Source organism: Brevibacterium metallidurans (assembly GCF_037101285.1).
GTDB lineage: Bacteria > Actinomycetota > Actinomycetes > Actinomycetales > Brevibacteriaceae > Brevibacterium > Brevibacterium metallidurans.
This window is the reverse complement of sequence record NZ_BAAAAF010000004.1, coordinates 15,717-36,230: the sequence shown is the minus strand read 5'-3', so window position 1 is coordinate 36,230 and position 20,514 is coordinate 15,717. Positions and strand designations below refer to the sequence as shown.

Here is a 20,514-nt window from a genome sequence, read left to right as displayed (position 1 = left end):
GGTCTCCTATTCCGGCTTCGACAGCTGCGCGGAGATCTTCGCGAGCTGGGCGAGGCGCTTGTCGAGCGAAGGGTGGGTGGAGAAGAGCTCGCAGAACCCGGATCCGCCGTGTGCGGCCGGGATGAGGGCGAGATGGTTCGCCGAGGCGGTCTCGCGCAGGTCCTTCTCCGGGATCTTGTTCATGTCCCCGCTCAGCTTCGTCAGCGCCGAGGCGAGCGTCGAGGGCCGACCGGTGAGCAGTGCTGCCGCACGGTCGGCAGCGAGCTCACGGTACCGGGAGAGGCTGCGGATGAGGAGGAACGAGAGCCCGTAGACGACGGCGCCGACGAGGATGAAGAGCAGCTGGATCGGGATGCCGCCGTTGTTGTCCCGGCGTCCCCCGAGCGTCATGTAGTACCCGGCGCGCATCATCAGGGCGGCGACGACGCCGGTGACTCCGGCGACCGTCATGACGGTGACGTCGCGGTGGGCGACGTGGGAGAGCTCGTGGGCGAGGACGACTTCGACCTCGTCGCGGTCGAGCTTCTCGAGCAGCCCGCGCGTCACACAGACCACGGAGCGCTTGGGGGAGCGGCCGGTGGCGAAGGCGTTGGGGATCGCGGAGTTCGACACCGCGACCCGCGGCTTCGTCGAGTCGGAGAGCTGGGTGAGCCGATCGATCATCGTGTGCAGCTCGGGCGCCTCCTCGGGGGTGACCTCCCTGGCCCCCATCGCCTTCATCGCGATCGAATCGGAGAAGTACCACTGGAAGAAGAAGGCACCGACGCTCACGAGCACGGCGATGATGACACCGGAGGTGCTGCCGCCGAGCATCCACCAGATGGCGAGGATGAGCACGACGTAGATGAGCCCGTTGAGGAAGATCGTCCACCCCATCCGCATGGTGAGTCCGTTGTCCTTGACGAAGCGGTTCGACATCGTGTGTCCTCTCTCGGTTGTGCAGTTCCGGCCCACCGCCTGGTGGTCAGGCGATGGGCCGGAAATCGCGGAGTCGGTCCGGGTGTGGGCTACCGGTGATCGTCTCACCGGTGCGCGTCGACCCGAGTCCGGCTCACGCAGGGTCGGGAATGAACCCTTCGCCGGTGAGCAGCTCGGAGATCTCCTCGAGCGTGGCGTCGACGAAGGGAACGACGACGTCGCTCGTGCCGAGGAAGTCATCGGAGACGGGCGTGCCGTTGGCCACGACGTAGTCGTGGAGTGCGCTCAGCGCCGTGCGCGCCTCGTCGGCGTCACCGGATTCGACGGCGTGCTCGACCTGGTTGTCGTACTTCTGCAGAAGCTCCTGGTCGACGTCGGCGACATCGAACTGTCCCTCGCCCATGATCCGAATGATCATCACTGACCCTCGCCTTCGAGCGACTTCTGGTCCTTCTTCTCTCCGGCCGGCAGCGAATCGCGCATGCGAGCGAGTTCCATCTCGACGTCGTTCTCGCTCGAGAGCGCATCGAGCTGGGCGCTGATGTCGTCCTTCGACGAGCCCGTGACGTCCTCGAGGGCACCCGAGGCGATGAGCTCGTCGACGGCGCCGGCGCGGGCCTGGAGAGCGGCGGTCTTGTCCTCGGCGCGCTGGACGGCGAGGCCGACGTCGCCGAGCTCCTCGGAGATGCCGGAGAAGGCCTCACCGATCTTCGACTGGGCTTCCGCGGCATTGTAGGTGGCCTTGATGGTCTCCTTGCGCGTGCGGAAGGCGTCGACCTTCGCCTGCAGGCGCTGCGAGGCCAGCGTGAGCTTCTGCTCCTCGCCCTGCAGCCCTTCGTGCTGGGTCTGCAGGTCGGTGATCTGCTGGCTCAGCCCGGACTTGCGGGTGAGGGCTTCACGGGCGAGGTCCTCGCGGCCGATCTCCATGGCCTTCTGGGCCTGGCCGGAGAGCTTGGTCTGCTGCTGTTCGAGCTGGTTGATCTGCAGTTCGAGGCGCTTGCGGCTGGTGGCGACGTCCGCGACGCCGCGGCGCACCTTCTGCAGCAGCTCGAGCTGCTTCTGGTACGAGTAGTCGAGGGTTTCATTGGGATTCTCGGCCTTGTCGAGGGCCTTGTTCGCCTTCGCTCCGAAGATCGTCGCGATTCGTTGGAAGATGCTCACCGTAGTCGACTCCTGCTTTGGTCCTGATCCGACGACAGGGGCCGGAAACCTCCGATCCCGGAGTCTCCCGGCCTCGATCGCCGTGAACTATCGCCTTCAGCCTACTCATAAAGGCTGATAGTTTCCCAGATGCAGGTGAGGAAAAAAGGACAGATCGCTTCGCGTGTCGCCCCTGCCGGACGACTCCGGTGAGCGCCCTGCGATCACGGGGCGAACAGACGCGAGTTGGCGGCTTCGACCTCCGAGTATTGGGCGGCCGCGGTGCCGAGTGCGCCGTGGATCGAGTTGAGCGACTCGAACAGCTGCTTCTGCGCTCCCTCCCACTGGTTGATCACCGCCTGGAAGTTCTGGGCGGCGCTGCCCTTCCAGCATTCCTGGAGGGTGAGCAGATTGCGCAGCATCGTGTTCGACTCGCTCACGAGCGCCTGCGAGGAGGCGGCGGTGGCGGTGGCTGCGGACGAGACGCGTTCGGCGTCGACTTCGAAACTCATGGCTTCTCTCCTTACTTCCGCGGGGTCCTCTGCGATGAGGGCGGAGGATCGGTCCCGCGTGATCTGTGGTCGTGGGGTCACTGACCAGGGTCGAACGCCGGGACCACGCACGGCAAGCAGCGCGAAAGAGGGTGTGGACGGCCGGTAGCCGTCCACACCCTCTGGGCGCATGAGTGCCGCTTGACTCCACAGCCGCCGGCACTCGAGTGCGGCTGCGTGTCGGCCTCAGCGGAGGACGAGCGTGACGGAGAGCTTCTGCTCCTGACCGCCGCGGACGATGGTGAACTCGACCGGAGTGTTGACCGGCTGAGCGCGGACGAGTGCTTGGAGCGAGATCGCGCTCGTCACCTTCGTGCTCCCGACCGCGATGACGTCGTCGCCGTCCTTCATTCCCGCCGCCGCAGCAGGCGACCCGGCCTCGACGGACTGGATCTTCGCGCTCGCACGGGTGACGCCGCCGGCGTTGATCTGGCCGTCGGTGAGCCGAACCCCGAGGAAGGGGTGCTTGGCCTTGCCGGTGGCGATGAGCTGGTCGGCGATCATCACGGCCTGCGAGGCCGGGATGGCGAATCCGATGCCGATCGATCCGGACTGCTGGCCCTCCTCACCCTGACCGAGCGAGGCGGCGGCGGAGTTGACGCCGATGAAGTTGCCGTTGCCGTCGACGAGCGGGCCGCCCGAGTTGCCCGGGTTGATCGCCGCATCCGTCTGGATGGCGTTGGTGATCGTCAGCTCCTTCTGCTGGGCAGTCGCGTTCTCACCGATGTTCTCCGTGGTCACGGGGCGGTCGAGAGCGGAGACGATGCCTGTGGTCACCGAGTCGGCGAGGCCGAGCGGGTTGCCGAGCGCCATCACCGGATCGCCGACGCTCAGCGCCTTGGAATCACCGACGGGCAGGGGTTTGACGCCCTGCGGGACCTGGTCGAGCTTGATGATCGCGATGTCCGTCGACGGGTCGCGTCCGACGATCTCGGCGCGCATCGTCGACCCGTTCTTCATCGTCACCGTGAGTTCGCCGCCCGGAGTGTCCGAGGGGGCGACGACGTGGTTGTTCGTGATGACCCGGCCCTGGTCGTCGTAGAGCGAACCCGAGCCGAGGGCGACGACGCGGCCGCCGGCGGCGGCCTGGATCGAGACGACGCCCTCCGAGGCGGTCTTGGCGACCTCGGTCCAGTCGGGGGTCTCGATCGTCTGATCGGCGACCTTGCGCGACTCGGTGTCGTCCTGCATCGCCGTCACCGCGTAGCTGCCGCCGAACGCTGCCCCGCCGCCGATGAGGGCGGCGATGAGGGCGATGGCGATCGTTGCACCCCAGCCGGGTCCGCGCTTCGTCCGCCGAGGCGGCTGTCCGGAACCTGCGCCCGCACCGTTGGGGTCGATGCCGTAGGGGTTCGCGCCGGCCGCGGCGTACTGGCTCTGCCCCGATGCGCCGTACTGCCCGGAACCGTACTGCGCTGCGCCGTATTGACCGGATGCTGACTGTCCGGAACCGTAGGTGCCGGAACCGGACTGGACCGAGCTCTGCTGGCCCGTGCCCGGCTGACCTGAAGCGTACTGGCCTGCACCGGACTGGCCTGCGGTCTGCTGGCCTGCTCCGTAACCGGCTGCCGCACCGAAGCCGGCGGCTGCCGCGCCGCCGTGAGCGCTCGAGGACTGGCCGGGTGACGAATACTGTCCGCCGCTCGCGCTGCCCTGGGCTCCCTGACCGTACGCGCTCGACTGACCGTAGCCGCCGGATGAGCTCGACTGACCGTAGCCGGAGGAGCCGGATTGGGAGTGCGTGCTCGACTGACCGGGACCGGAGGCACCGGACTGGGGGTGGGAGCCGGACTGAGAGTAAGGGTTCGGCTGACCGGAGGCACTGGCCTGGCCGTACTGGCTGGTCTGGCCGTAGCCGCTGCTCTGCCCGCCGGCAGTGCTCTGTCCCGACGAACCTGTGCTCGACGAACTGGTGTTCGATGTGCCTGCGCTCGACGAGTTCACCCCGGACGAGTTCTGCCCCGACGCGCTCGGACCGGCTCCTGGCCGCGAGCTGTCCACAGGGGTTTGAGCATGAGTCGGCTGGATCCGGGTCTGCTCATCGCCGCTCGAGGCACCGAAACCGGTCGTCGCCGGGTAGCTGCGCGTCGGCTGCTCCGAGCCCTGACCGGACTGGCCCGCGGACTGACCTGACTGCCTTGAGTCCCGCCTCGGCGAGGAGGGATTGCCGTTCGCATCGGTCGGGAACGTGCGCGGGACCTCGGAAGAGCCACGAGGGAACGTGCGGTAGTCGTCGTCTCCGTGTCGTCCCCGGTTGCGGGGAGTGTTGCCGTCGTTGCTGCTCATCGCTCGTCCTTTCGCGCGTCTGGAGCACTGTCTTCGTTCTCGGGTATGGGGAGGTCGACGCGGAAGGTCGCGCCGCCGCCCGGCGTTTCATGGACGGAGATGACTCCGTGGTGATTCTCGACGATCGCCTTGACGATCGAGAGACCGAGTCCGGAACCGCCGGTGTCGCGGGTCCGGGAGACGTCGAGCCGGTAGAACCGTTCGAAGATCCGCGGGACCATCTCGGGGTCGATGCCCTCGCCGTGGTCGCGCACCTCGAAGCGGATGCGGCCGTTGGGGAAGCCGCGCAGCGAATCGTCGACCGCCAGGGTTCCCGCCGCCGTGACGTTGGGGACGATGCCCGCCGGCTCCTGCGCGTCGGTGGCGTCGGCACCGCTCGAGTCGCCTCGGCGGAAGATGCGGACCCCGCCGGTGACGAAGCCGCGTTCACGGGACTTCTCCTTCGCGCCCGCCTTGGACGGGTCCTCGCCGCCGCCGTTGCCGGTGGACTCGGCAGTCGACGGTCGTCCGAGGACGCCGACGGCGAACTCGATCGCCGCGCTCTCCGGGGTGTGGCGCACGGCGTTGCCGGCGAGGTTGACGATGACCTGACGGATCTTCGACTCCGAGCCGCGGATGAGCGGCACCGGCTGCGCATCCGAACCGTCGAGGCCGATGAAGCTGATATCGCGGTCCGGCGCCTGTGCGGCGGCGTCGGCCGCGGCGTCCCGGACGACCTTGAACAGGTCGATCGGTCCGATCTCGGTCGGACGCTGCTCGTCGAGGCGGGCGAGGACGACGAGGTCGTCGACGAGCACGCCCATCCGCTTGGCCTCCGACTCCATCCGCTCCATCGCCTGGGCGATGTCGTCGGGCTTGGTGATCGCACCCTGCCGGTAGAGCTCCGCATAGCCGCGGATCGTCACGAGCGGGGTGCGCAGCTCATGCGAGGCGTCGGAGACGAACTGCCGGATCCGCTTCTCCGACCGCGTCTGCCCGTCGAAGGAGTCCTCGATACGTCCGAGCATCGTGTTCAGAGCCGCCGAGAGCCGCCCGAGCTCGGTGTTGCGCGGGAACGTCGGCACACGCTGACTGAGGTCGCCGCCGGCGATCCGCGACGCCGTCTTCTCGATGTCGCGCAGCGGGCGGAACGTGTTGTTGATCGCCCAGTACCCGACGCCTGCGACGAGAGCGAGGGCGAGCAGCCCGATGCCGATCATCGTGTTCCGGGAGCGCTCGTTGATGTTGTCGATCTCGCGGTCGAAGGGCACCGCGATGGTGACGAGCACCTGCGTGTTCTGCACCTTCATCGCCCGCGCCCGCCACTGCGACTTCGTGCCGGAGACCGTGAAGGGCTCACCGGCCTTCTCATAGACGTCGGCTTCGGTGATGCGCGGGAGGATCGGGTGGTTCTTCGGCGACGGGGCGACGGGATCGCTGATCGGGTTGCCCGAGGTGTCGAAGAACTGGACGTAGAACCCGCCCGGCAGCAGGTCCTTGAGCTGCTTCCACGAATCGGAGTCGATCGTCGTGGGACTCGCCGTCCCGTTCTTCGTCGAATCCGTCGACTGCAGCTGGGCCGGCTGGAAGACATCCTGATAGGCCTGTTTGGCCAGGGTCTCCGAGGCGCTGATGAGTCGTTCGTCGGTGCGTTCGATGAGGCTGTAGCGGAGGTTCTCGAGCACCCATGCGCTCGTCCCCGAGAGGACGAGCAGCATGAGCAGCATCATGATCCCCAGGAGCTTCGTGGTCAGAGACCACTCCTCCCAGAAGCCGGGGCGGGAGGGACGCGTGTGTTTTGTTGCCACGTGAGTAATCTAGCGTCCGTGCTTGGACGACTACTTGGATTCCGGTGTGCGCAGCATGTAGCCGACCCCGCGCTTCGTCTGGATCATCGGCGTCCACTCCATTTCAACAGGGTGCCCAGCGGCATCCGTCTCCGGGGTGACGTCGATCTTGCGACGCAGGTAGGAGATGTAGGACTCGACGATCCCCGTGTCGCCGCCGAAGTCGTACTCCCAGACGTGGTCGAGGATCTGCGACTTCGACAGCACGCGGTTGGCATTGAGCATGAGGTAGCGCAGGAGCTTGAACTCGGTGGGGGAGAGGTCGATGAGGATCCCCGAACGGCGCACCTCGTGCGTGTCGTCGTCGAGTTCGAGGTCGCCTGCCACGATGACGGCGTTCTCCTCGTCCTCGAGGCTGCGGGTGCGGCGCAGCACCGCACGGATGCGGGCGACGACCTCTTCGAGGCTGAAGGGCTTCGTGACGTAGTCATCGCCGCCGACGGTCAGCCCCGTGATCTTGTCCGAGGTGTCATCGCGGGCGGTGAGGAAGACGACGGGAGCGTTCATGCCGATCTGCCGGAGCCGGCGGGTGACGGTGAAGCCGTCCATATCGGGCAGCATCACGTCGAGGACGAGGAGGTCGGGGTTGGTCTGCTCCGCCAGGCGCAGGGCCTCGGCTCCGTTGGCGGCGGAGACGACGTCGAAGCCTGCGAAGCGCAGGCTCGTCGAGAGGAGTTCGCGGATGTTGGGCTCATCGTCGACAACGAGGAGGGTGGCTTCGATGTCGGTGTCATTCTGTGCAGTCATGTGACCAGTGTGGAGAGCGAGTCTGAGAGTCGCTTGGATGCTTCCTGAATGCGATTGTGATCGGGGTCACTGAAAAACTCTCAGGAAAGTCCGTTCGGGTCCGATCCGGCTCTCAGGCTCTCAGGAACGGAGGCGTGAATTGCGGGATTCTTCAGCGCCCACGCATGCTGTGGTCAGGGTGGGGGTGGGGGTGGCTGCTGTCGGGGGTTGGGGCCTGAGTCGGCGGGTCCGCCCGAGGGGTCGGGGGTCGGTGCCTGCGGCCGGTGGGTCTGCGGTCGGGGTCAGTCGGAGGGAATTGGCCCGAGGGTGTCAGCCTGCTTCGCTCCGACGGGCGCGGAAGGCGGCGACGTGGGTGCGGTTGGCGCAGTTGCCGGTGTCGCAGAAGCGCTTCGAGCGGTTGCGGCTGAAGTCGGCGAGGTAGGCGCGGCAGTCCGGGGCGGCGCAGCGGCCGAGGCGGTCGAGGTCGCCGGAGCGGATGAGGTCGATGAGGACGAGTGCGACGTCGACGGCGACCCGGTCCGCGAGGCTCGCCTCGGCGCCGGCGGCATGGAGATGCCAGTCCCAGTCGTCGTGGCGGACGAGCTGCGGCAGGGCGTCGGTCTCTCTCAGCGTGAGGTTGACCTCGTCGACGATGCGGCGCTCGAGGGCGTCGCGGGTTGCTGCGTCCTCCGCTTCGGGGTCGGCGCTGCCGTCGGACTCGGCGTCGGGATCCATCGAGAACGCCGCGTCGAAGCGGTCGCGCAGCCGCCTCGTCGCCTCGACGTCGGTCTTCGTTGCCGTGAGCGGTCCGGAGAAGTCGTGCCGGGCGGCGAAGTCGCGCAGGCCCGTGGTCGTGGTCAGCTCGTCGCCTGACTCGGCGATGCCGCCTGCGGTGTTGAGGAGGTCGACGAGCATCGTCAGGTTCGAGCGGATGTCATAGGGGAAAGTCATGATGGCGACCATTGTGTCATATCTCGTAAGGAGCAAAATGCACTTGACTCATTTCATCCCGGTGGGAAATACTGAAGTCGAGGCATCCGCGAACGACCCCGGACACCGCCTCTGACCCGCAGTGACGCCCGTCACAGCGGAACTCTCGGCCGCCTCGGCGAACCCGTCGACGGCCCGCACACTTCAGGAGGTTGGAAATGAGTCGCGCCGTGGTCATGGGGTTCGTCCTCACCCTGGTCTCCGCCTTCTTCTTCGCGGTCTCGGGACCGATCGCGAAGACGATGTACGCGGTCGGGTGGACGCCGGGCTCCGTCGTGCTCATCCGGCTCACCGGTTCGGCCCTGCTCCTGCTCATCCCCACTCTCATCGCCCTGCGCGGGCGCTGGTCGGAGGTGCGCACGCACTGGAAGACCGTCGTCACCTACGGTCTCGTCTCGATGGCCGGAGTGCAGGGGTTCTACTTCATCGCCGTCGAACACCTCACCGTCGCCGTGGCCCTGCTGCTCGAGATGACCGCGCCGATGCTCATCGTCTTCTGGATTTGGGGCCGCACCCGCACCCGGCCGGCGACGGTGACCTTCATCGGTGTCCTCGTGTCGATGTTCGGCCTCATCCTCGTTCTCAACCTCCGTGATGCCTCGATCAGCATCCTCGGCGTCGTCATGGCCCTCGCCGCCGCCGTCTGTCTCGCCTCGTACTTCCTCGTCTCGGCCAAGGACACGATCAACGTGCCCCCGGTGGCGCTGACGGGACTCGGCATGGGCGTGGGCGCGCTCGTCATGGGCGTCATCGTGCTGGCCGGAATCATGCCGTGGGGCGCGACGACCGACGACGTCGACTTCGGCGGCGTGCAGGCGTCGTGGATCCTGCCGATGGCCCTCATCGTCCTCTTCACCGCGGGCGCCTACATCACCGGCATCCTCGGGCTGCGCTACATCGGCGCGACCGTCGGCTCGTTCGTCAACCTCATCGAGGTGCCGTTCTCCGTCATCGTCGCGTGGCTCCTGCTCGCCGAGATGCCCGCCCCGATCCAGCTCGCCGGCGGTGTCTTCATCCTCGGCGGCGTCGGCTTCATCAAGTGGGGCGAGGCGCGTCTGGCCCGGCGGGTCGCGACCCGTGAGGTCGTCGCCCGGTCGGAGGCCTTCGCCGAGGTGTGAGGGCTGGTCCGCGCCGCAGCTGATAGCTTGAGGCCATGGGCCACATCGACATCAGCGACGTCTCGTACACCCTGGCCGACGGCCGACCACTCCTGGCCGGTGTGTCCTTCCGGGTCGGCGATGGTGCCAAGGCCGCGCTCATCGGCGCCAACGGCGCCGGGAAGACGACGCTGCTGCGGATCCTCACCGGTGAGCTCGCCCCGGAGACCGGTTCCGTCTCCCACACGGGCTCGGTCGGTCTCATGCGCCAGTTCATCACCGCCGACACCATCGCCGAGGCGCTCGAAGAGCTCGCCCCCAAACGGATCCGCACCGCCGCGGCCCTCGTCAGGCGTGCCGAGAACCGTCTGCTCGGTCCCGACGGGGAGACCACCGAGGTGCAGATGGCGTACGCGAACGCGCTGAGCGAATGGGCGGATGCGGGAGGCTACGACGCCGAGGTCCTCTGGGACACGTGCACCACCTCGGCGCTGGGAATCCCCTTCGACAGGTGTCGGGGTCGGGCGATCTCCACGCTCTCGGGTGGGGAGCAGAAGAAGCTCGTGCTCGAGGCGCTGCTGCGCGGGACGGATGAGGTCCTCATCCTCGACGAGCCGGACAACTTCCTCGACGTGCCCGGCAAACGGTGGCTCGAGGCACAACTGCGAGAGACGGACAAGAGCGTCCTCTTCGTCTCCCACGACCGGGAGCTGCTCGCGCAGGCGGCGACGGAGATCATCACTCTCGAACTCTCCGCGGCAGGCAACTCCGCGTGGGTGCACTCCGGCGGCTTCGGCACGTACCACGACGCCCGGGCGGCACGTTTCGACCGGCTTGAGGAGCTGCGCAAGCGCTGGGACGAGGAGCATGCGAAGCTGCGTGCCCTCGTCCAGATGTACAAGCAGAAGGCCGCCTACAACTCGGACATGACCTCACGGTATCGGGCGGCCCAGACACGGCTCGAGCGCTTCGAGACCGCCGGCCCGCCGGAGGCGATTCCGCGCGAGCAGAACCTGGGCATCCGCCTCGGCGGGGGACGGACCGGGAAGATCGCGATCGTCGCCGACGACCTCGAACTCTCCGGCCTCATGCTGCCCTTCGACCTCGAGGTCCATTACGGCGATCGGGTCGCGGTGCTCGGATCGAACGGCTCGGGCAAGTCCCATTTCCTCCGTCTGCTCGCCGCCGGCGGCACCGATCCCGAGGCCGAGCATCGGCCGGTCAGCGACATCGACATCCCCGCCGTCGACCATGAGGGACGAGTGCGGTTGGGTGCGAGGGTGCGGCCCGGCTGGTTTGCGCAGACCCACGGGCGACCGGACCTCGGCGGGCGCAGCCTGCTCGAGATCCTCCACCGCGGGGACGAGCACCGCAATGGGCTGCCGCGGGAACCGGCGTCCCGGGCGCTCGCCCGCTACGAGCTGGCCGGGGCAGCCGAGCAGACCTTCGACTCGCTCTCCGGGGGTCAGCAGGCACGGTTCCAGATCCTTCTGCTCGAACTCGCAGGGGCCACTCTGCTCCTCCTCGACGAACCGACCGACAACCTCGATCTCGTCTCCGCCGAGGCCCTCCAGGATGCGCTCGCGGCCTTCGACGGAACGGTGCTCGCCGTCACCCACGACCGCTGGTTCGCCCGCGACTTCGACCGGTTCCTCGTCTTCGGCTCCGATGGCGAGGTCTACGAGTCGAGCGAGCCGGTCTGGGACGAGGGCCGCGTCGTCCGCACCCGCGGGTGAGGCGCCCGCAAACTTCACTGTGAGTATGGGGGTGGCTGGTCTGGGATCAGCTGGCAGTCTAGGTATCGACCGTTCCACTCATCATCATGACTCGTAATTTCACTGTCGCTTCGACGCTGACTTCGTCGGGATCTGTCTGATGGTGAGTGGGCGGCCGGCACCTGGCTCGGCCCACCTCGGTAACTTGATCAGAAGTCTGTCCACCCCGACAGGGGCGTGACTCATCACAGTGGTGTTCCGAAGTGATTCCTCCCCGGACCGGTACCGGCCGCCAGACGGCCGATCACCCATCCGCAACGAAGCAGGGAGTCACTGGCCATCATGTCTATCGTCTCGTATTTGTACGCGTTTGTCGTCGGCGTCGACACGCACGCACGCAACCACGTCTACTCCATCATCACCACCACCGGTCACCGCGTTGACGACCGCGAGTTCCCCACCACGGCCAAGGGTCTCAGTCGTGCCCTGGACTGGGTGGCTCGCCGCACCGGCGGGGACCTGTCCACACTGTGGGTCATCGAGGGCATCGGCACCTACGGGGCACTCCTGGCCGACCAGGTCACTGAGGCCGGCTACCGGGTCGTCGAGGCTGCGCGGATGAGCGCGAAGGACCGCAATGGTGTGGGCAAGAACGACCACATCGATGCCCACCGGATCGCTGCCACCGTCCTGCCCCTGGACGAGACTGAACTGCGCTCACCAAGAGACAGCCATGGAACACGCCGGGCCCTGCAGATCCTGGTCAAGGCCAGGGATTCGATGACGAAGGACCGGACCCGGACGGTCAACGCCCTCACCGCCGTCCTCCGGTCCCATGACCTCGGGATCGATGCCCGCCGGAGCCTGTCACGGGCGAAGGTGGCAGTGATCGCGAAGTGGCGCTCGCGCACGGAGCCTGTCGAGGTCCTCGAGGCTCGTCGGGAAGCGGTCCGCCTGGCCCGGCGGGTCCGTGAGCTCGATGCCGAGATCACGGACTATGCCAAGCGCATCCGCGACCTGGTCGCCCAGAGCCCGGCCCGACGGTTGCTGGCCGAGCCAGGGATCGGCCCGATCACCGCGGCGGTGTTCTTCCTTGCCTGGTCCCATCCCGGGCGGATCCATTCCGAGGCGGGGTTCGCGAAGCTCGCCGGGGCCAATCCGATCCCGGCGTCCTCGGGCAACACGGTGCGGTTCAGGCTCAACCGCGGAGGCGACCGCCGGCTGAACTCGGCCTTGTACATGGTCATCATCACCCGGTTGAGTCACGACGACCACACTCGGAAGTACCTGCGCACACGGATGAGTGAGAACAAGACGAAGAAGGAAGTCATCCGGTCCTTGAAACGATATCTGGCACGCCGCGTCTACCGGATCCTCGAGTCCGGTCACCCTATCGAAAACGCTGCTTGACAAACATAGAAGGATCCCGACGTCCCAAATGGGATGCGGCGCCGCATCCCATTTGGGACGTCGGGTGAAGTTTGCGGGGCGGTCAGCGGACTTCGATGTCGTAGCTGTAGCCCTGCTCGGTGAGGAAGCGGCGGCGCTGGGCCGCGAAGTGCTCGTCGACGGTGTCGGCGGCGACGACGGTGTAGAACGTCGCCGAACCCGCATCCTCCTTCGGCCGCAGGATCCGGCCCAGACGCTGTGCCTCCTCCTGCCGGGATCCGAAAGCGCCGGAGACCTGGATCGCCACCGAGGCGGCGGGCAGGTCGACGGAGAAGTTCGCGACCTTCGACACGACGAGGACGCGGATGGCCCCCGAACGGAAGTCACGGAAGAGCTGCTGCCGCTGCGACTCCGGGGTCTGCCCCGTGAGCACCGGGGCGCCGAGGGCCGCCCCGATCTCCTCGAGCTGGTCGAGGTACTGGCCGATGACGAGGATCTGCGCATCCGGATGTTCGGCGACGAGGTCCTCGACGACGGGCAGCTTCGCATCCGAGGTCGCCGCCAACCGGTACCGGTCCTCGCCGTCGGCGCGGGCATAGACGGTTCGGGTGCCCCCGTCGAGGCGGACCCGGACCTCATGGCAGGCCGCGGTGGCGATGAACCCCAGGCGCTCGAGTTCCTTCCACGGCACCTCGTACTGCTTGGGCCCGATGAGGGAGAACACCTCGTCCTCCCGGCCGTCCTCACGCACCAGCGTCGCGGTCAGGCCCAGCCGCCGCCTGGCCTGCAGGCTCGCTGTGAGCCGGAAGATCGGGGCCGGCAGCAGGTGCACCTCGTCGTAGATGACGAGCCCCCAGTCCTTGGCATCGAGGAGTTCGAGGTGGAGGTACGAGCCCTTCCGCCGCGTCGTGAGCACCTGATAGGTGGCGATCGTGATCGGCCGGATCTCCTTGACCGACCCCGAGTACTCCCCGATCTCGTCCTCGGTCAGCGTCGTGCGCGCAAGGATCTCGTCCTTCCACTGCTTCGCCGAGACCGAGTTCGTCACGAGGATGAGCGTCGTCGTCTGCACCCGCGACATCGTCGCGACCCCGACAACGGTCTTCCCGGCCCCGCACGGCAGGACGACGACCCCGGACTCCCCGGCCAGGGAGTGGTCGATCGCCTCCCGCTGATAGTCGCGCAGATGCCAGCCGCCGCCGTGTGCGTCGTCGCTGAGTTCGATGTCGTGGGCTTCGCCGTCGACGTAGCCGGCATGGTCGGAGACCGGATGCCCGAGCTGGAGGAGGGCGTGCTTGAGCTCCCCGCGCTCCGAGGGATGGACGAGGACCGATTCGGCGTCGAGGCGCCTGCCGAACTTGCCCACGAGGTCCGGCTGGTCGACGAGTCGGTCGAGCAGCTCCGTCTCCGTCGAGGTCAGGGTCAGCCCGTGGATCGGGTGATCGATGAGCGTGAGCACCCCGAAGCGGTCCATGATGTCGACGATGTCGACGAGGAGTTCGTGCGGCACCGGGTACTTCGCGAACTCGAGGAGGACGTCGACGACGGACTCCGCATCATGGCCGCTGGCGCGGGCGTTCCACAGTCCCAGCGGCGTGATCGTATACGTGTGGATGTACTCCGGGGTGCGCGCGAGCTGCGCGAACGGGGCGATCGCCACGGCCGCCTCGACGGCCAGGGGATGGCCCGATTCGAGGAGCACAGTCCGGTCGGACTGGACGATGAGAGGTCCGTTCATATCTTCCTTCGCCGAGGTGACACCGAGGTGGTCAACGCCCGTGCGGTCCCGATTGTTCCCCCGCCGTCGCGACGCTCAAGATGCGCGCGACCGACAGGGACGCCTCGGCGCCCGTCGACGTCACCGTGCCCCGCACGCGACCCCCGTTGACCGTGGTCGGACGCATCTCGACGGTGCGTTCGTGCCCGTGCGAATCCGCGAGCCGGATCGTCACGAGCGACTTCGTCGCCGCGGCCTCCCGCAGCCGGTCGAGGTGCCCGAGCGGTTCGTCGCTCGAGGACTGCTGGGCGACCGCGGCCGCAGGGGAGCGCAGGATCCGGATGTAGTCGCCGAGGCGGTCATCGCTGACCCGGGCCCGTCTCCTCGTCGTCACCTCGGGTTGGGTCTCGGTGATCACCGAACGGCGGCGCACAGGACCGGTCGGGGAGTGGAGGAGGGCATGGTGGTCACCGGTCTCGAGGAGGTGCATCGTCCGTTCGGGGCCGAGCTGGCTGATCGCCACGGTCGGGGCGAGGCGCTCGAGGCCGGCGGGCACCATGAGCGGGTCGGCGAGGATGACGTCGAGGTCCACGGGGTCGTCGACGACGAGGACCGCCCGGGAGCCTGCGACCCGAACCCGACGCAGCTTCGCCGCGGTGTTCGTCACGAGGAACTCAAGGGTCGACGGCAGGTCTTCGGCGCTGATCGCCCGCAGCTGGGAGAGCGCCTCGGCGGCGTCGATGCCCGACTGCATGCTCGCCTCGATCGTGTCCGCGTCGATGCGGTAGACGGTGCCCTGCCCGCGCGCCTCGACGACGGCGAAGCGACGCAGCACATGGTGGACGCTCGGGTCGATCGGGCCGGTCGCGACCGCGGTGAGGTCGGACTGGATGAGCACGGACTCGACTTCGGGGACGAGACCGTGGCGCACCTCGGCGACGACCTCGGCGGGCACGGTGAGCGCGGCAACGCTCAGTCCCAGGGGCGCGATCGCCGGGTCACGGCGCGCCTCGTCGGCCATGGTGCGGGTGAGCCCGGCGGCGAGCATCGACCCGAACCGGCTGGGCCCGAAGTGGTCGGGCTGCTGGAGCGGGGTCGTGGCGAGGCCGAGCATGACGGTGGTGCTGAGCACCTCGGCGGTCATCGCGGTCTCATGCGCGGGCAGCAGCGGATGCCGTCGCAGGACCTCCCGGTGGATCCACGCAGCCGACCGGGACGAGCCGAGGCCGATGTCGTGGAGGACGGTGAGCACCGCGGAGCGCAGCAGCGGCATCGCCGGAACGGATTGGGCGAAGCCTTTGAACAGGGACTTCTTCGGGGTCGCGAGCACCGTGAGGCGTTCGTTCGCGCTCGCCCCGGCGACGAGCTGGGTGACCTCCTGCGACTCCCGCAGCCATGCCCCCACGAGCGCGGCCCAGAGCTCGGCGCGGTCGGCGGCGAGCTGGGCTGCCGCGGTCTCGCTCGCCGTCCACGCCGGGTCGAGCGGATCGTCGAGGACCCCGATGAGCCCGAGCGCCTTCGCCGCGAGCAGCAGGGTGATCGTCTGGCCGGTGCCGAGCTCGAGTGACCGGGCGAGGCGACTGACATCGCGTTTGGAGATCCCGCCGCTGGTCAGACGCGAGACCGGGTCGGTCTCGAGGGAGTCGACGAGGCCGCGCAGGGAGGAGATCACCTCGGCGACGGCCGCCTGTTCGCTGTTGTGGATGAGTGCCTGCGGGATCGTCGTCGCACTCGCATCGACGCCCTCGGCAGCGACATGCCAGGGTCGGGTGCGCGACGACTCGGCTGCCGAGGTGGGCAGCAGGGTGATCGCCTCGGACTGGATGCGCCAGATGCCCGGAGTCGACGTCGGCCACGCGAGACCGAGGTCGCGCAGACGAGTGAGATCCGCCTCGGCGGGGGAGGTCCCCGACGACAGCTTTCCGAGGTCGATGTCGGGGCCGGTGCGGGCGGCGGTGGCGAGGTCGATGAAGAGGTCGAGCTGGTCAGCGGTGAGCGCCTCGATGCCGCGGGAGACGCCGATGCGCGAGGACGCGGCGGCGGCGAGTGCCCCGAGCGTCGGCGACTCGGGTTGGAGCAGGTCGCGGCGCGTCCGCACGAAGGACTCGAAGTCCTCCTCGGAGCTGTGGGTCAGCCAGGCGCTGAAGGTCGTTGACATCGCGGTTCAGTGTATCCCCAGGGGTATGATGGTGGGGTCAGGAGAGCACAATCCGAAAGGGACGAGCATTGTCAGCCAAGCGTGTCGACACGGCCATCGTCGTCGTGGCAGTCACCGCCGCCGTCATCGGAGCGGCCGGTCTGCTCGGCGTTCTGGGTCAGGCGTGGATGGGGTACACCCCCTCGCAGCTGCTGACGTTCCTGCCGATGATCCTCCTCCCGATCGCCTTCGCCTTGGCCACCGCGGCCGTGATCCGCGCGGTCCTGCGACGCAGGCAGACCGAGGTGGGCCCGAGCTGAACCGAATCCGCCGGACCGCGGATCGGGATGCGGCCGCGGACGCCGTGAGTCGGTGCCCGTCACCGACGGTCTGAGAGCACTCCGAGCGGATCGGTAGATCCGGACGCAGACCCCTCCGCAGCCGTCGGCCGTATCGGCGGGACACCTCGGCGAATGTGCCACCCGCCTCGGCGCGGACGGGACGATCCCGACGCACAGACATCGACCACCGCCGGGCCCGCCCGGCACGAGAACAGCCGGCACAGCCCGGCACGAGAACCGGCCTCCGCCTCGGAGGCCCTGAAGACACTGCACCACATCAGGAAAGGACACCATGCCAACCGGACGCGTGAAATGGTTCGACGCCGATAAGGGCTACGGCTTCGTCGTCGCCGAAGACGGCTCCCAGGCCTTCCTCCACTCCTCCTCCCTGCCCGAGGGCACGGAGATCACCAAGGGCACCCGCCTCGACTACGACGTCGTCGACTCCCGCCGCGGCGCGCAGGTGCTCAAGGCCCGCGTGCTCACGGCCCCGGCGAAGGTCGCGAAGGCTCGACGCCGCTCGGCCGAGGACATGGCGGTTATGGTGGAAGACGTCATCAAGGTCCTCGATGACCTCAACAACGGTCTGCAGCACGGGCGCTACCCCGACCGCGACCACGGGAACAAGGTCGCCTCGCTGCTGCGGGCGATCGCCGACGATCTGGAGTCATGATGTCCTCACTGTTCACGACATGGCTCGCCGACCTGCGGGCCCCGGAGCACGCGAAAGCTGAGGCGACGGGCGCGGAGGCGACGGGCGCGGCGGCGACGGGCGCGGCGGCGACGGGCGCGGAGGCGACGGTTGCGGCTGAGGCTGCGGCCCCGGCACAGAAGCCTGCCCGGACGAGCCCCGAGAAGGTCGTCCTCGACGCCCAGCTGGCCGCGGCGATCGACATCGCCCGGTCCGCCATCGCCGAGGTGGCCGGCAGCTCGGTCATCGGCGAGCACCTCGGCGCGGTCGCCGAAGGCACCCGACTCGTCACCCATTACTTCGTGTGCACAGACCCCAGCTACCGCGGCTGGCGCTGGGTGGCCGTGCTCGCCCGGGCCCCGCGGTCGAAGAAGGTCACCGTGTGCGAGACCGCGCTGCTGCCGGGCCCCGACGCCCTCGTCGCCCCGGAATGGGTGCCGTGGGATCAGCGCCTCGAACCCGGCGACCTCACCCCGCGCGACACCCTGCCGAAGGTCGACGAGGATCCGAACCTCCAGCCGGGCTACCAGCAGACCGAGGACAACTCGGCGGACAACATCGACCAGATCGCGAACTTCGAGTTCGGCATCGGCCGCGAACGCGTGCTCTCCGCCGAGGGGATCACGGCTGCGGCGACCCGGTGGGCCGAATCCGAGGCCGGAGCCGACGGCGAATTCGCCGCCCGCGCCTCGGCGCACTGCGTGACCTGCGGTTACTTCATGCCGATCGCCGGATCCCTGCGCGAGAGCTTCGGGGTGTGCGCGAATGCGTGGTCGCCCTTCGACGGGCGCGTCGTCCAACTCGACTCCGGGTGCGGGGCGCATTCGGAGACCGACGTCAGACGTCAGGACACCAGCCCCGCCGAGGCGGTCGTCGACGACTACGCGCGCGGCGAACTCGAGCTCCAGGAGGGCTGAAGCACCAGATGGCGCACACGTTCCGGTCGCTGGCGGAGCCGAACTACCGACATTGGTTCGCCGGCGCGCTCATCTCGAACACCGGAACGTGGATGCAGAGGACAGCGCAGGACTGGCTCGTCCTCACCTACCTGACGAACAACAACGCCTCGGCACTCGGCATCACGATGGCCCTGCAGATGGGTCCCCAGCTCATCATGTTCCCGTTCGCCGGAGCCCTGGCCGACCGGTTCTCCAAACGGCGGCTGCTCATGGTCACCCAGGCCCTCCTCGGCGCTGTCGGCCTGCTGCTCTTCGTCCTCGTCATCACCGACACGATCGAGCTGTGGCAGGTCTACGTCCTGGCCCTCGTCCTCGGCATCCTCGCCACCCTCGACACCCCCGCCCGGCAGGCGTTCGTCTCCGAACTCGTGGGGGAGAAGCTCCTGCCGAACGCGGTGAGCCTCAACTCCGCGTCGTTCAACGGCGCCCGGATGATCGGTCCCGCCGTCGCCGGTGTCATCACCGCCCTCGTCGGCGCCGGGCCCGTCTTCCTCATCAGCGGGCTGGGGTTCGCCGCCACCCTCACCGTGCTCATACGCCTCGACACGGCACGACTGCATCCCTCGAGTCGCCGAGGTGCCGGCGGGGTGCTCGGCGGATTCCGCTACCTGCGCAGACGACCGGACGTCACGGTCGTCCTCCTCGTGCTCTTCATCGTCGCGACCTTCGGGTTCAACTTCAACATCTACACGGCGACGATGGCGAGGATCGAGTTCGGCAAGGACGCGAGCGGGTTCGGACTCCTCAACTCCGTCATGGCGATCGGGTCAGTGGCCGGTGCGCTCGCCTCGGCGAAGCGGGAGAAGCCACGGCTGCGGTTCATCTTCGGGGCAGCCGGCGGCTTCGGTCTGGCCGTCGGACTCGCCTCCCTGATCACGAACTACTATGTCTTCGCCGCCGCTCTCATCCTCGTCGGATTCAGCTCGCTGACGATGATGACCTCGGCGAACGCCTATGTGCAGACGACGACCCCGCCGAACTATCGCGGTCGGGTGATGGCGATCTACGCGGCCGTCGTCATGGGCGGCACCCCGATCGGGGCGCCCCTGGCCGGATGGGTCGCGGACTCCTTCGGACCCCGCATGGCGATGGGAGTGGGCGCGGCCTCGGGTGTGCTGGCGTTCGGCGTCGGACTCGTGTGGATGATCGTCGCGAAGAACCTGCGGCTGAGCTACGATCCGAAGTCGCGGATCCGGCTGCACGTGAGCTACCTCGGACATCCGTAGCGCGGTCGGCGGTGCGGCTGCTCATCTGACTCTGCGTCCTCACAGACAGGTCCGGTTCTGCGTCCTCACAACCGGGTCCCCTAGGATCGGATCTGCGCTGAGCGCACCTGGTCGGCTGCGAGCGGAGCTGAAGAGAGCCCTGATGAGAGCACTCTTGAAGAGACCATCGTCGAAGAGATCGGATATGTCGTGAACGTGGACACTGTGACCTCCCTGCTCGTCGGCATCGCCGTGCTCGTGGGGTGCCTCGGCATCATCGTTCCCGTGCTGCCCGGCTCCATCCTCATCGCCGCCGCGGTGCTCATCTGGGCGATCGTCATCGGCACCCCGGCGGCATGGATCGTCTTCGCGATCGTCGCGGTCCTCGTGGCCGGTGGCATGAGCGCGTCCTTCGTCCTCACCGGGCGCAAGCTCAAGGAGATGGAGGTGCCGAACCGGTCGGTGGCCGTCGCCGGAGTGCTCGCGATCGTCGGCTTCTTCGTCATCCCGGTTCTCGGTCTGCCGCTCGGCTTCGTCCTGGGGCTCTATCTCGCCGAGTACACGCGACTCAAGGACCCGACGACCGCGTGGTCGTCGAGCTGGGGGTCGATCAAGGCGATCGGACTCGGCACGGTCATCGAGCTCTTCCTCGCCCTCCTCGCCGCTGTCGCCTTCTGCGTCGGGCTGCTCATCCACTTCCTCTGAGCCGCACAGCGCACCCTTAGCCGCACGCCACACTCTTAGCGGCTTTTCAGAGGTCTGGCTCCGCACATCGCACCTCCAGCTCGATACACCACCCATGCAAGGGTGGTTTTACGCGCTAAGG

Annotated in this window: 18 protein-coding genes; 8 read left to right on the top strand and 10 right to left on the bottom strand. The window is 68.0% G+C overall.

Going from position 1 to position 20,514, the window contains the following annotated elements; translation table 11 throughout:
• Positions 1–6: 6 nt before the first annotated feature.
• From htpX to AACX88_RS06630, 8 genes are all read right to left on the bottom strand, one after another.
• The gene (gene htpX, locus AACX88_RS06665; protein WP_339392261.1) at positions 7–918 is read right to left on the bottom strand and encodes a zinc metalloprotease HtpX; all 912 of its coding nucleotides are present in this window, start codon (positions 916–918) and stop codon (positions 7–9) included.
• A gap of 133 nt (positions 919–1,051) precedes the next feature.
• Positions 1,052–1,336 carry a PspA-associated protein PspAA gene (pspAA, locus tag AACX88_RS06660; RefSeq protein ID WP_422614414.1) on the bottom strand — a complete coding sequence of 95 codons (285 nt, stop codon included), beginning with the start codon at positions 1,334–1,336 and terminating at the stop codon, positions 1,052–1,054.
• On the bottom strand, positions 1,336–2,079 hold the full coding sequence (locus AACX88_RS06655; protein ID WP_339392259.1) for a PspA/IM30 family protein: 744 nt from the start codon (positions 2,077–2,079) through the stop codon (positions 1,336–1,338). Before AACX88_RS06655 ends, pspAA begins: the two co-directional genes overlap by 1 nt.
• A 203-nt stretch (positions 2,080–2,282) precedes the next feature.
• Positions 2,283–2,570: a WXG100 family type VII secretion target gene (locus tag AACX88_RS06650; protein ID WP_339392258.1), complete on the bottom strand. Its 288-nt coding sequence runs from the start codon at positions 2,568–2,570 to the stop codon at positions 2,283–2,285.
• Between the two features lie 225 nt (positions 2,571–2,795).
• Positions 2,796–4,895, bottom strand: coding sequence for a trypsin-like peptidase domain-containing protein (locus tag AACX88_RS06645; RefSeq protein ID WP_339392257.1), 2,100 nt, complete (start codon positions 4,893–4,895; stop codon positions 2,796–2,798).
• Positions 4,892–6,682 carry a sensor histidine kinase gene (locus AACX88_RS06640; protein ID WP_422614413.1) on the bottom strand — a complete coding sequence of 597 codons (1,791 nt, stop codon included), beginning with the start codon at positions 6,680–6,682 and terminating at the stop codon, positions 4,892–4,894. The genes AACX88_RS06645 and AACX88_RS06640 overlap by 4 nt, the downstream gene beginning before the upstream one ends.
• 30 nt (positions 6,683–6,712) lie before the next feature.
• Positions 6,713–7,468 (bottom strand): response regulator transcription factor, encoded by a 756-nt coding sequence (locus AACX88_RS06635; protein ID WP_339392256.1) that lies wholly within the window; start codon positions 7,466–7,468, stop codon positions 6,713–6,715.
• A 309-nt stretch (positions 7,469–7,777) separates the two neighbouring features.
• Complete coding sequence (locus AACX88_RS06630; protein ID WP_339392255.1) at positions 7,778–8,398, bottom strand: CGNR zinc finger domain-containing protein; 621 nt, start codon at positions 8,396–8,398, stop codon at positions 7,778–7,780.
• A gap of 197 nt (positions 8,399–8,595) precedes the next feature.
• On the opposite strand from AACX88_RS06630, the gene AACX88_RS06625 reads away from it, so the two are divergent.
• From AACX88_RS06625 to AACX88_RS06615, 3 genes are all read left to right on the top strand, one after another.
• Positions 8,596–9,555 carry an EamA family transporter gene (locus AACX88_RS06625; protein WP_339392254.1) on the top strand — a complete coding sequence of 320 codons (960 nt, stop codon included), beginning with the start codon at positions 8,596–8,598 and terminating at the stop codon, positions 9,553–9,555.
• A 35-nt stretch (positions 9,556–9,590) separates the two neighbouring features.
• Complete coding sequence (locus AACX88_RS06620; RefSeq protein ID WP_339392253.1) at positions 9,591–11,270, top strand: ABC-F family ATP-binding cassette domain-containing protein; 1,680 nt, start codon at positions 9,591–9,593, stop codon at positions 11,268–11,270.
• A 321-nt stretch (positions 11,271–11,591) separates the two neighbouring features.
• Positions 11,592–12,659 carry an IS110 family RNA-guided transposase gene (locus AACX88_RS06615; RefSeq protein WP_339392252.1) on the top strand — a complete coding sequence of 356 codons (1,068 nt, stop codon included), beginning with the start codon at positions 11,592–11,594 and terminating at the stop codon, positions 12,657–12,659.
• An 82-nt stretch (positions 12,660–12,741) separates the two neighbouring features.
• Here AACX88_RS06615 and AACX88_RS06610 read toward each other — a convergent pair whose 3' ends face one another.
• Complete coding sequence (locus AACX88_RS06610; RefSeq protein WP_339392251.1) at positions 12,742–14,376, bottom strand: DNA repair helicase XPB; 1,635 nt, start codon at positions 14,374–14,376, stop codon at positions 12,742–12,744.
• A 31-nt stretch (positions 14,377–14,407) separates the two neighbouring features.
• Positions 14,408–16,513, bottom strand: coding sequence for a helicase-associated domain-containing protein (locus tag AACX88_RS06605; RefSeq protein ID WP_339392250.1), 2,106 nt, complete (start codon positions 16,511–16,513; stop codon positions 14,408–14,410).
• A 68-nt stretch (positions 16,514–16,581) separates the two neighbouring features.
• Between AACX88_RS06605 and AACX88_RS06600 the strand changes: the two genes are divergently transcribed.
• From AACX88_RS06600 to AACX88_RS06580, 5 genes are all read left to right on the top strand, one after another.
• Entirely contained in the window at positions 16,582–16,812 is a 231-nt protein-coding gene (locus AACX88_RS06600; protein ID WP_339392249.1) for a hypothetical protein, read from the top strand.
• A 313-nt stretch (positions 16,813–17,125) separates the two neighbouring features.
• Positions 17,126–17,506 carry a cold-shock protein gene (locus AACX88_RS06595; protein WP_339392248.1) on the top strand — a complete coding sequence of 127 codons (381 nt, stop codon included), beginning with the start codon at positions 17,126–17,128 and terminating at the stop codon, positions 17,504–17,506.
• On the top strand, positions 17,506–18,441 hold the full coding sequence (locus AACX88_RS06590; RefSeq protein ID WP_339392247.1) for a DUF3027 domain-containing protein: 936 nt from the start codon (positions 17,506–17,508) through the stop codon (positions 18,439–18,441). Before AACX88_RS06595 ends, AACX88_RS06590 begins: the two co-directional genes overlap by 1 nt.
• 8 nt (positions 18,442–18,449) lie before the next feature.
• Entirely contained in the window at positions 18,450–19,709 is a 1,260-nt protein-coding gene (locus AACX88_RS06585) for an MFS transporter (protein WP_339392246.1), read from the top strand.
• Between the two features lie 189 nt (positions 19,710–19,898).
• A complete protein-coding gene (locus tag AACX88_RS06580) occupies positions 19,899–20,393 on the top strand; it encodes a DUF456 domain-containing protein (RefSeq protein WP_339392245.1) in 495 nt (164 codons plus the stop codon).
• The last annotated feature ends 121 nt before the right edge of the window (positions 20,394–20,514 follow it).

Coding starts and splice junctions, on each gene's coding strand:
- AACX88_RS06635 (WP_339392256.1), bottom strand. CDS start 7,468: ATGACTGCACAGAATGACACCGACATCGAAGCCACCCTCCTCGTTGTC.
- AACX88_RS06620 (WP_339392253.1), top strand. CDS start 9,591: ATGGGCCACATCGACATCAGCGACGTCTCGTACACCCTGGCCGACGGC.
- AACX88_RS06645 (WP_339392257.1), bottom strand. CDS start 4,895: ATGAGCAGCAACGACGGCAACACTCCCCGCAACCGGGGACGACACGGA.
- AACX88_RS06585 (WP_339392246.1), top strand. CDS start 18,450: ATGGCGCACACGTTCCGGTCGCTGGCGGAGCCGAACTACCGACATTGG.
- AACX88_RS06590 (WP_339392247.1), top strand. CDS start 17,506: ATGTCCTCACTGTTCACGACATGGCTCGCCGACCTGCGGGCCCCGGAG.
- AACX88_RS06650 (WP_339392258.1), bottom strand. CDS start 2,570: ATGAGTTTCGAAGTCGACGCCGAACGCGTCTCGTCCGCAGCCACCGCC.
- AACX88_RS06610 (WP_339392251.1), bottom strand. CDS start 14,376: ATGAACGGACCTCTCATCGTCCAGTCCGACCGGACTGTGCTCCTCGAA.
- AACX88_RS06630 (WP_339392255.1), bottom strand. CDS start 8,398: ATGACTTTCCCCTATGACATCCGCTCGAACCTGACGATGCTCGTCGAC.
- htpX (WP_339392261.1), bottom strand. CDS start 918: ATGTCGAACCGCTTCGTCAAGGACAACGGACTCACCATGCGGATGGGG.
- AACX88_RS06625 (WP_339392254.1), top strand. CDS start 8,596: ATGAGTCGCGCCGTGGTCATGGGGTTCGTCCTCACCCTGGTCTCCGCC.
- AACX88_RS06605 (WP_339392250.1), bottom strand. CDS start 16,513: ATGTCAACGACCTTCAGCGCCTGGCTGACCCACAGCTCCGAGGAGGAC.
- AACX88_RS06595 (WP_339392248.1), top strand. CDS start 17,126: ATGCCAACCGGACGCGTGAAATGGTTCGACGCCGATAAGGGCTACGGC.
- pspAA (WP_422614414.1), bottom strand. CDS start 1,336: ATGATCATTCGGATCATGGGCGAGGGACAGTTCGATGTCGCCGACGTC.
- AACX88_RS06615 (WP_339392252.1), top strand. CDS start 11,592: ATGTCTATCGTCTCGTATTTGTACGCGTTTGTCGTCGGCGTCGACACG.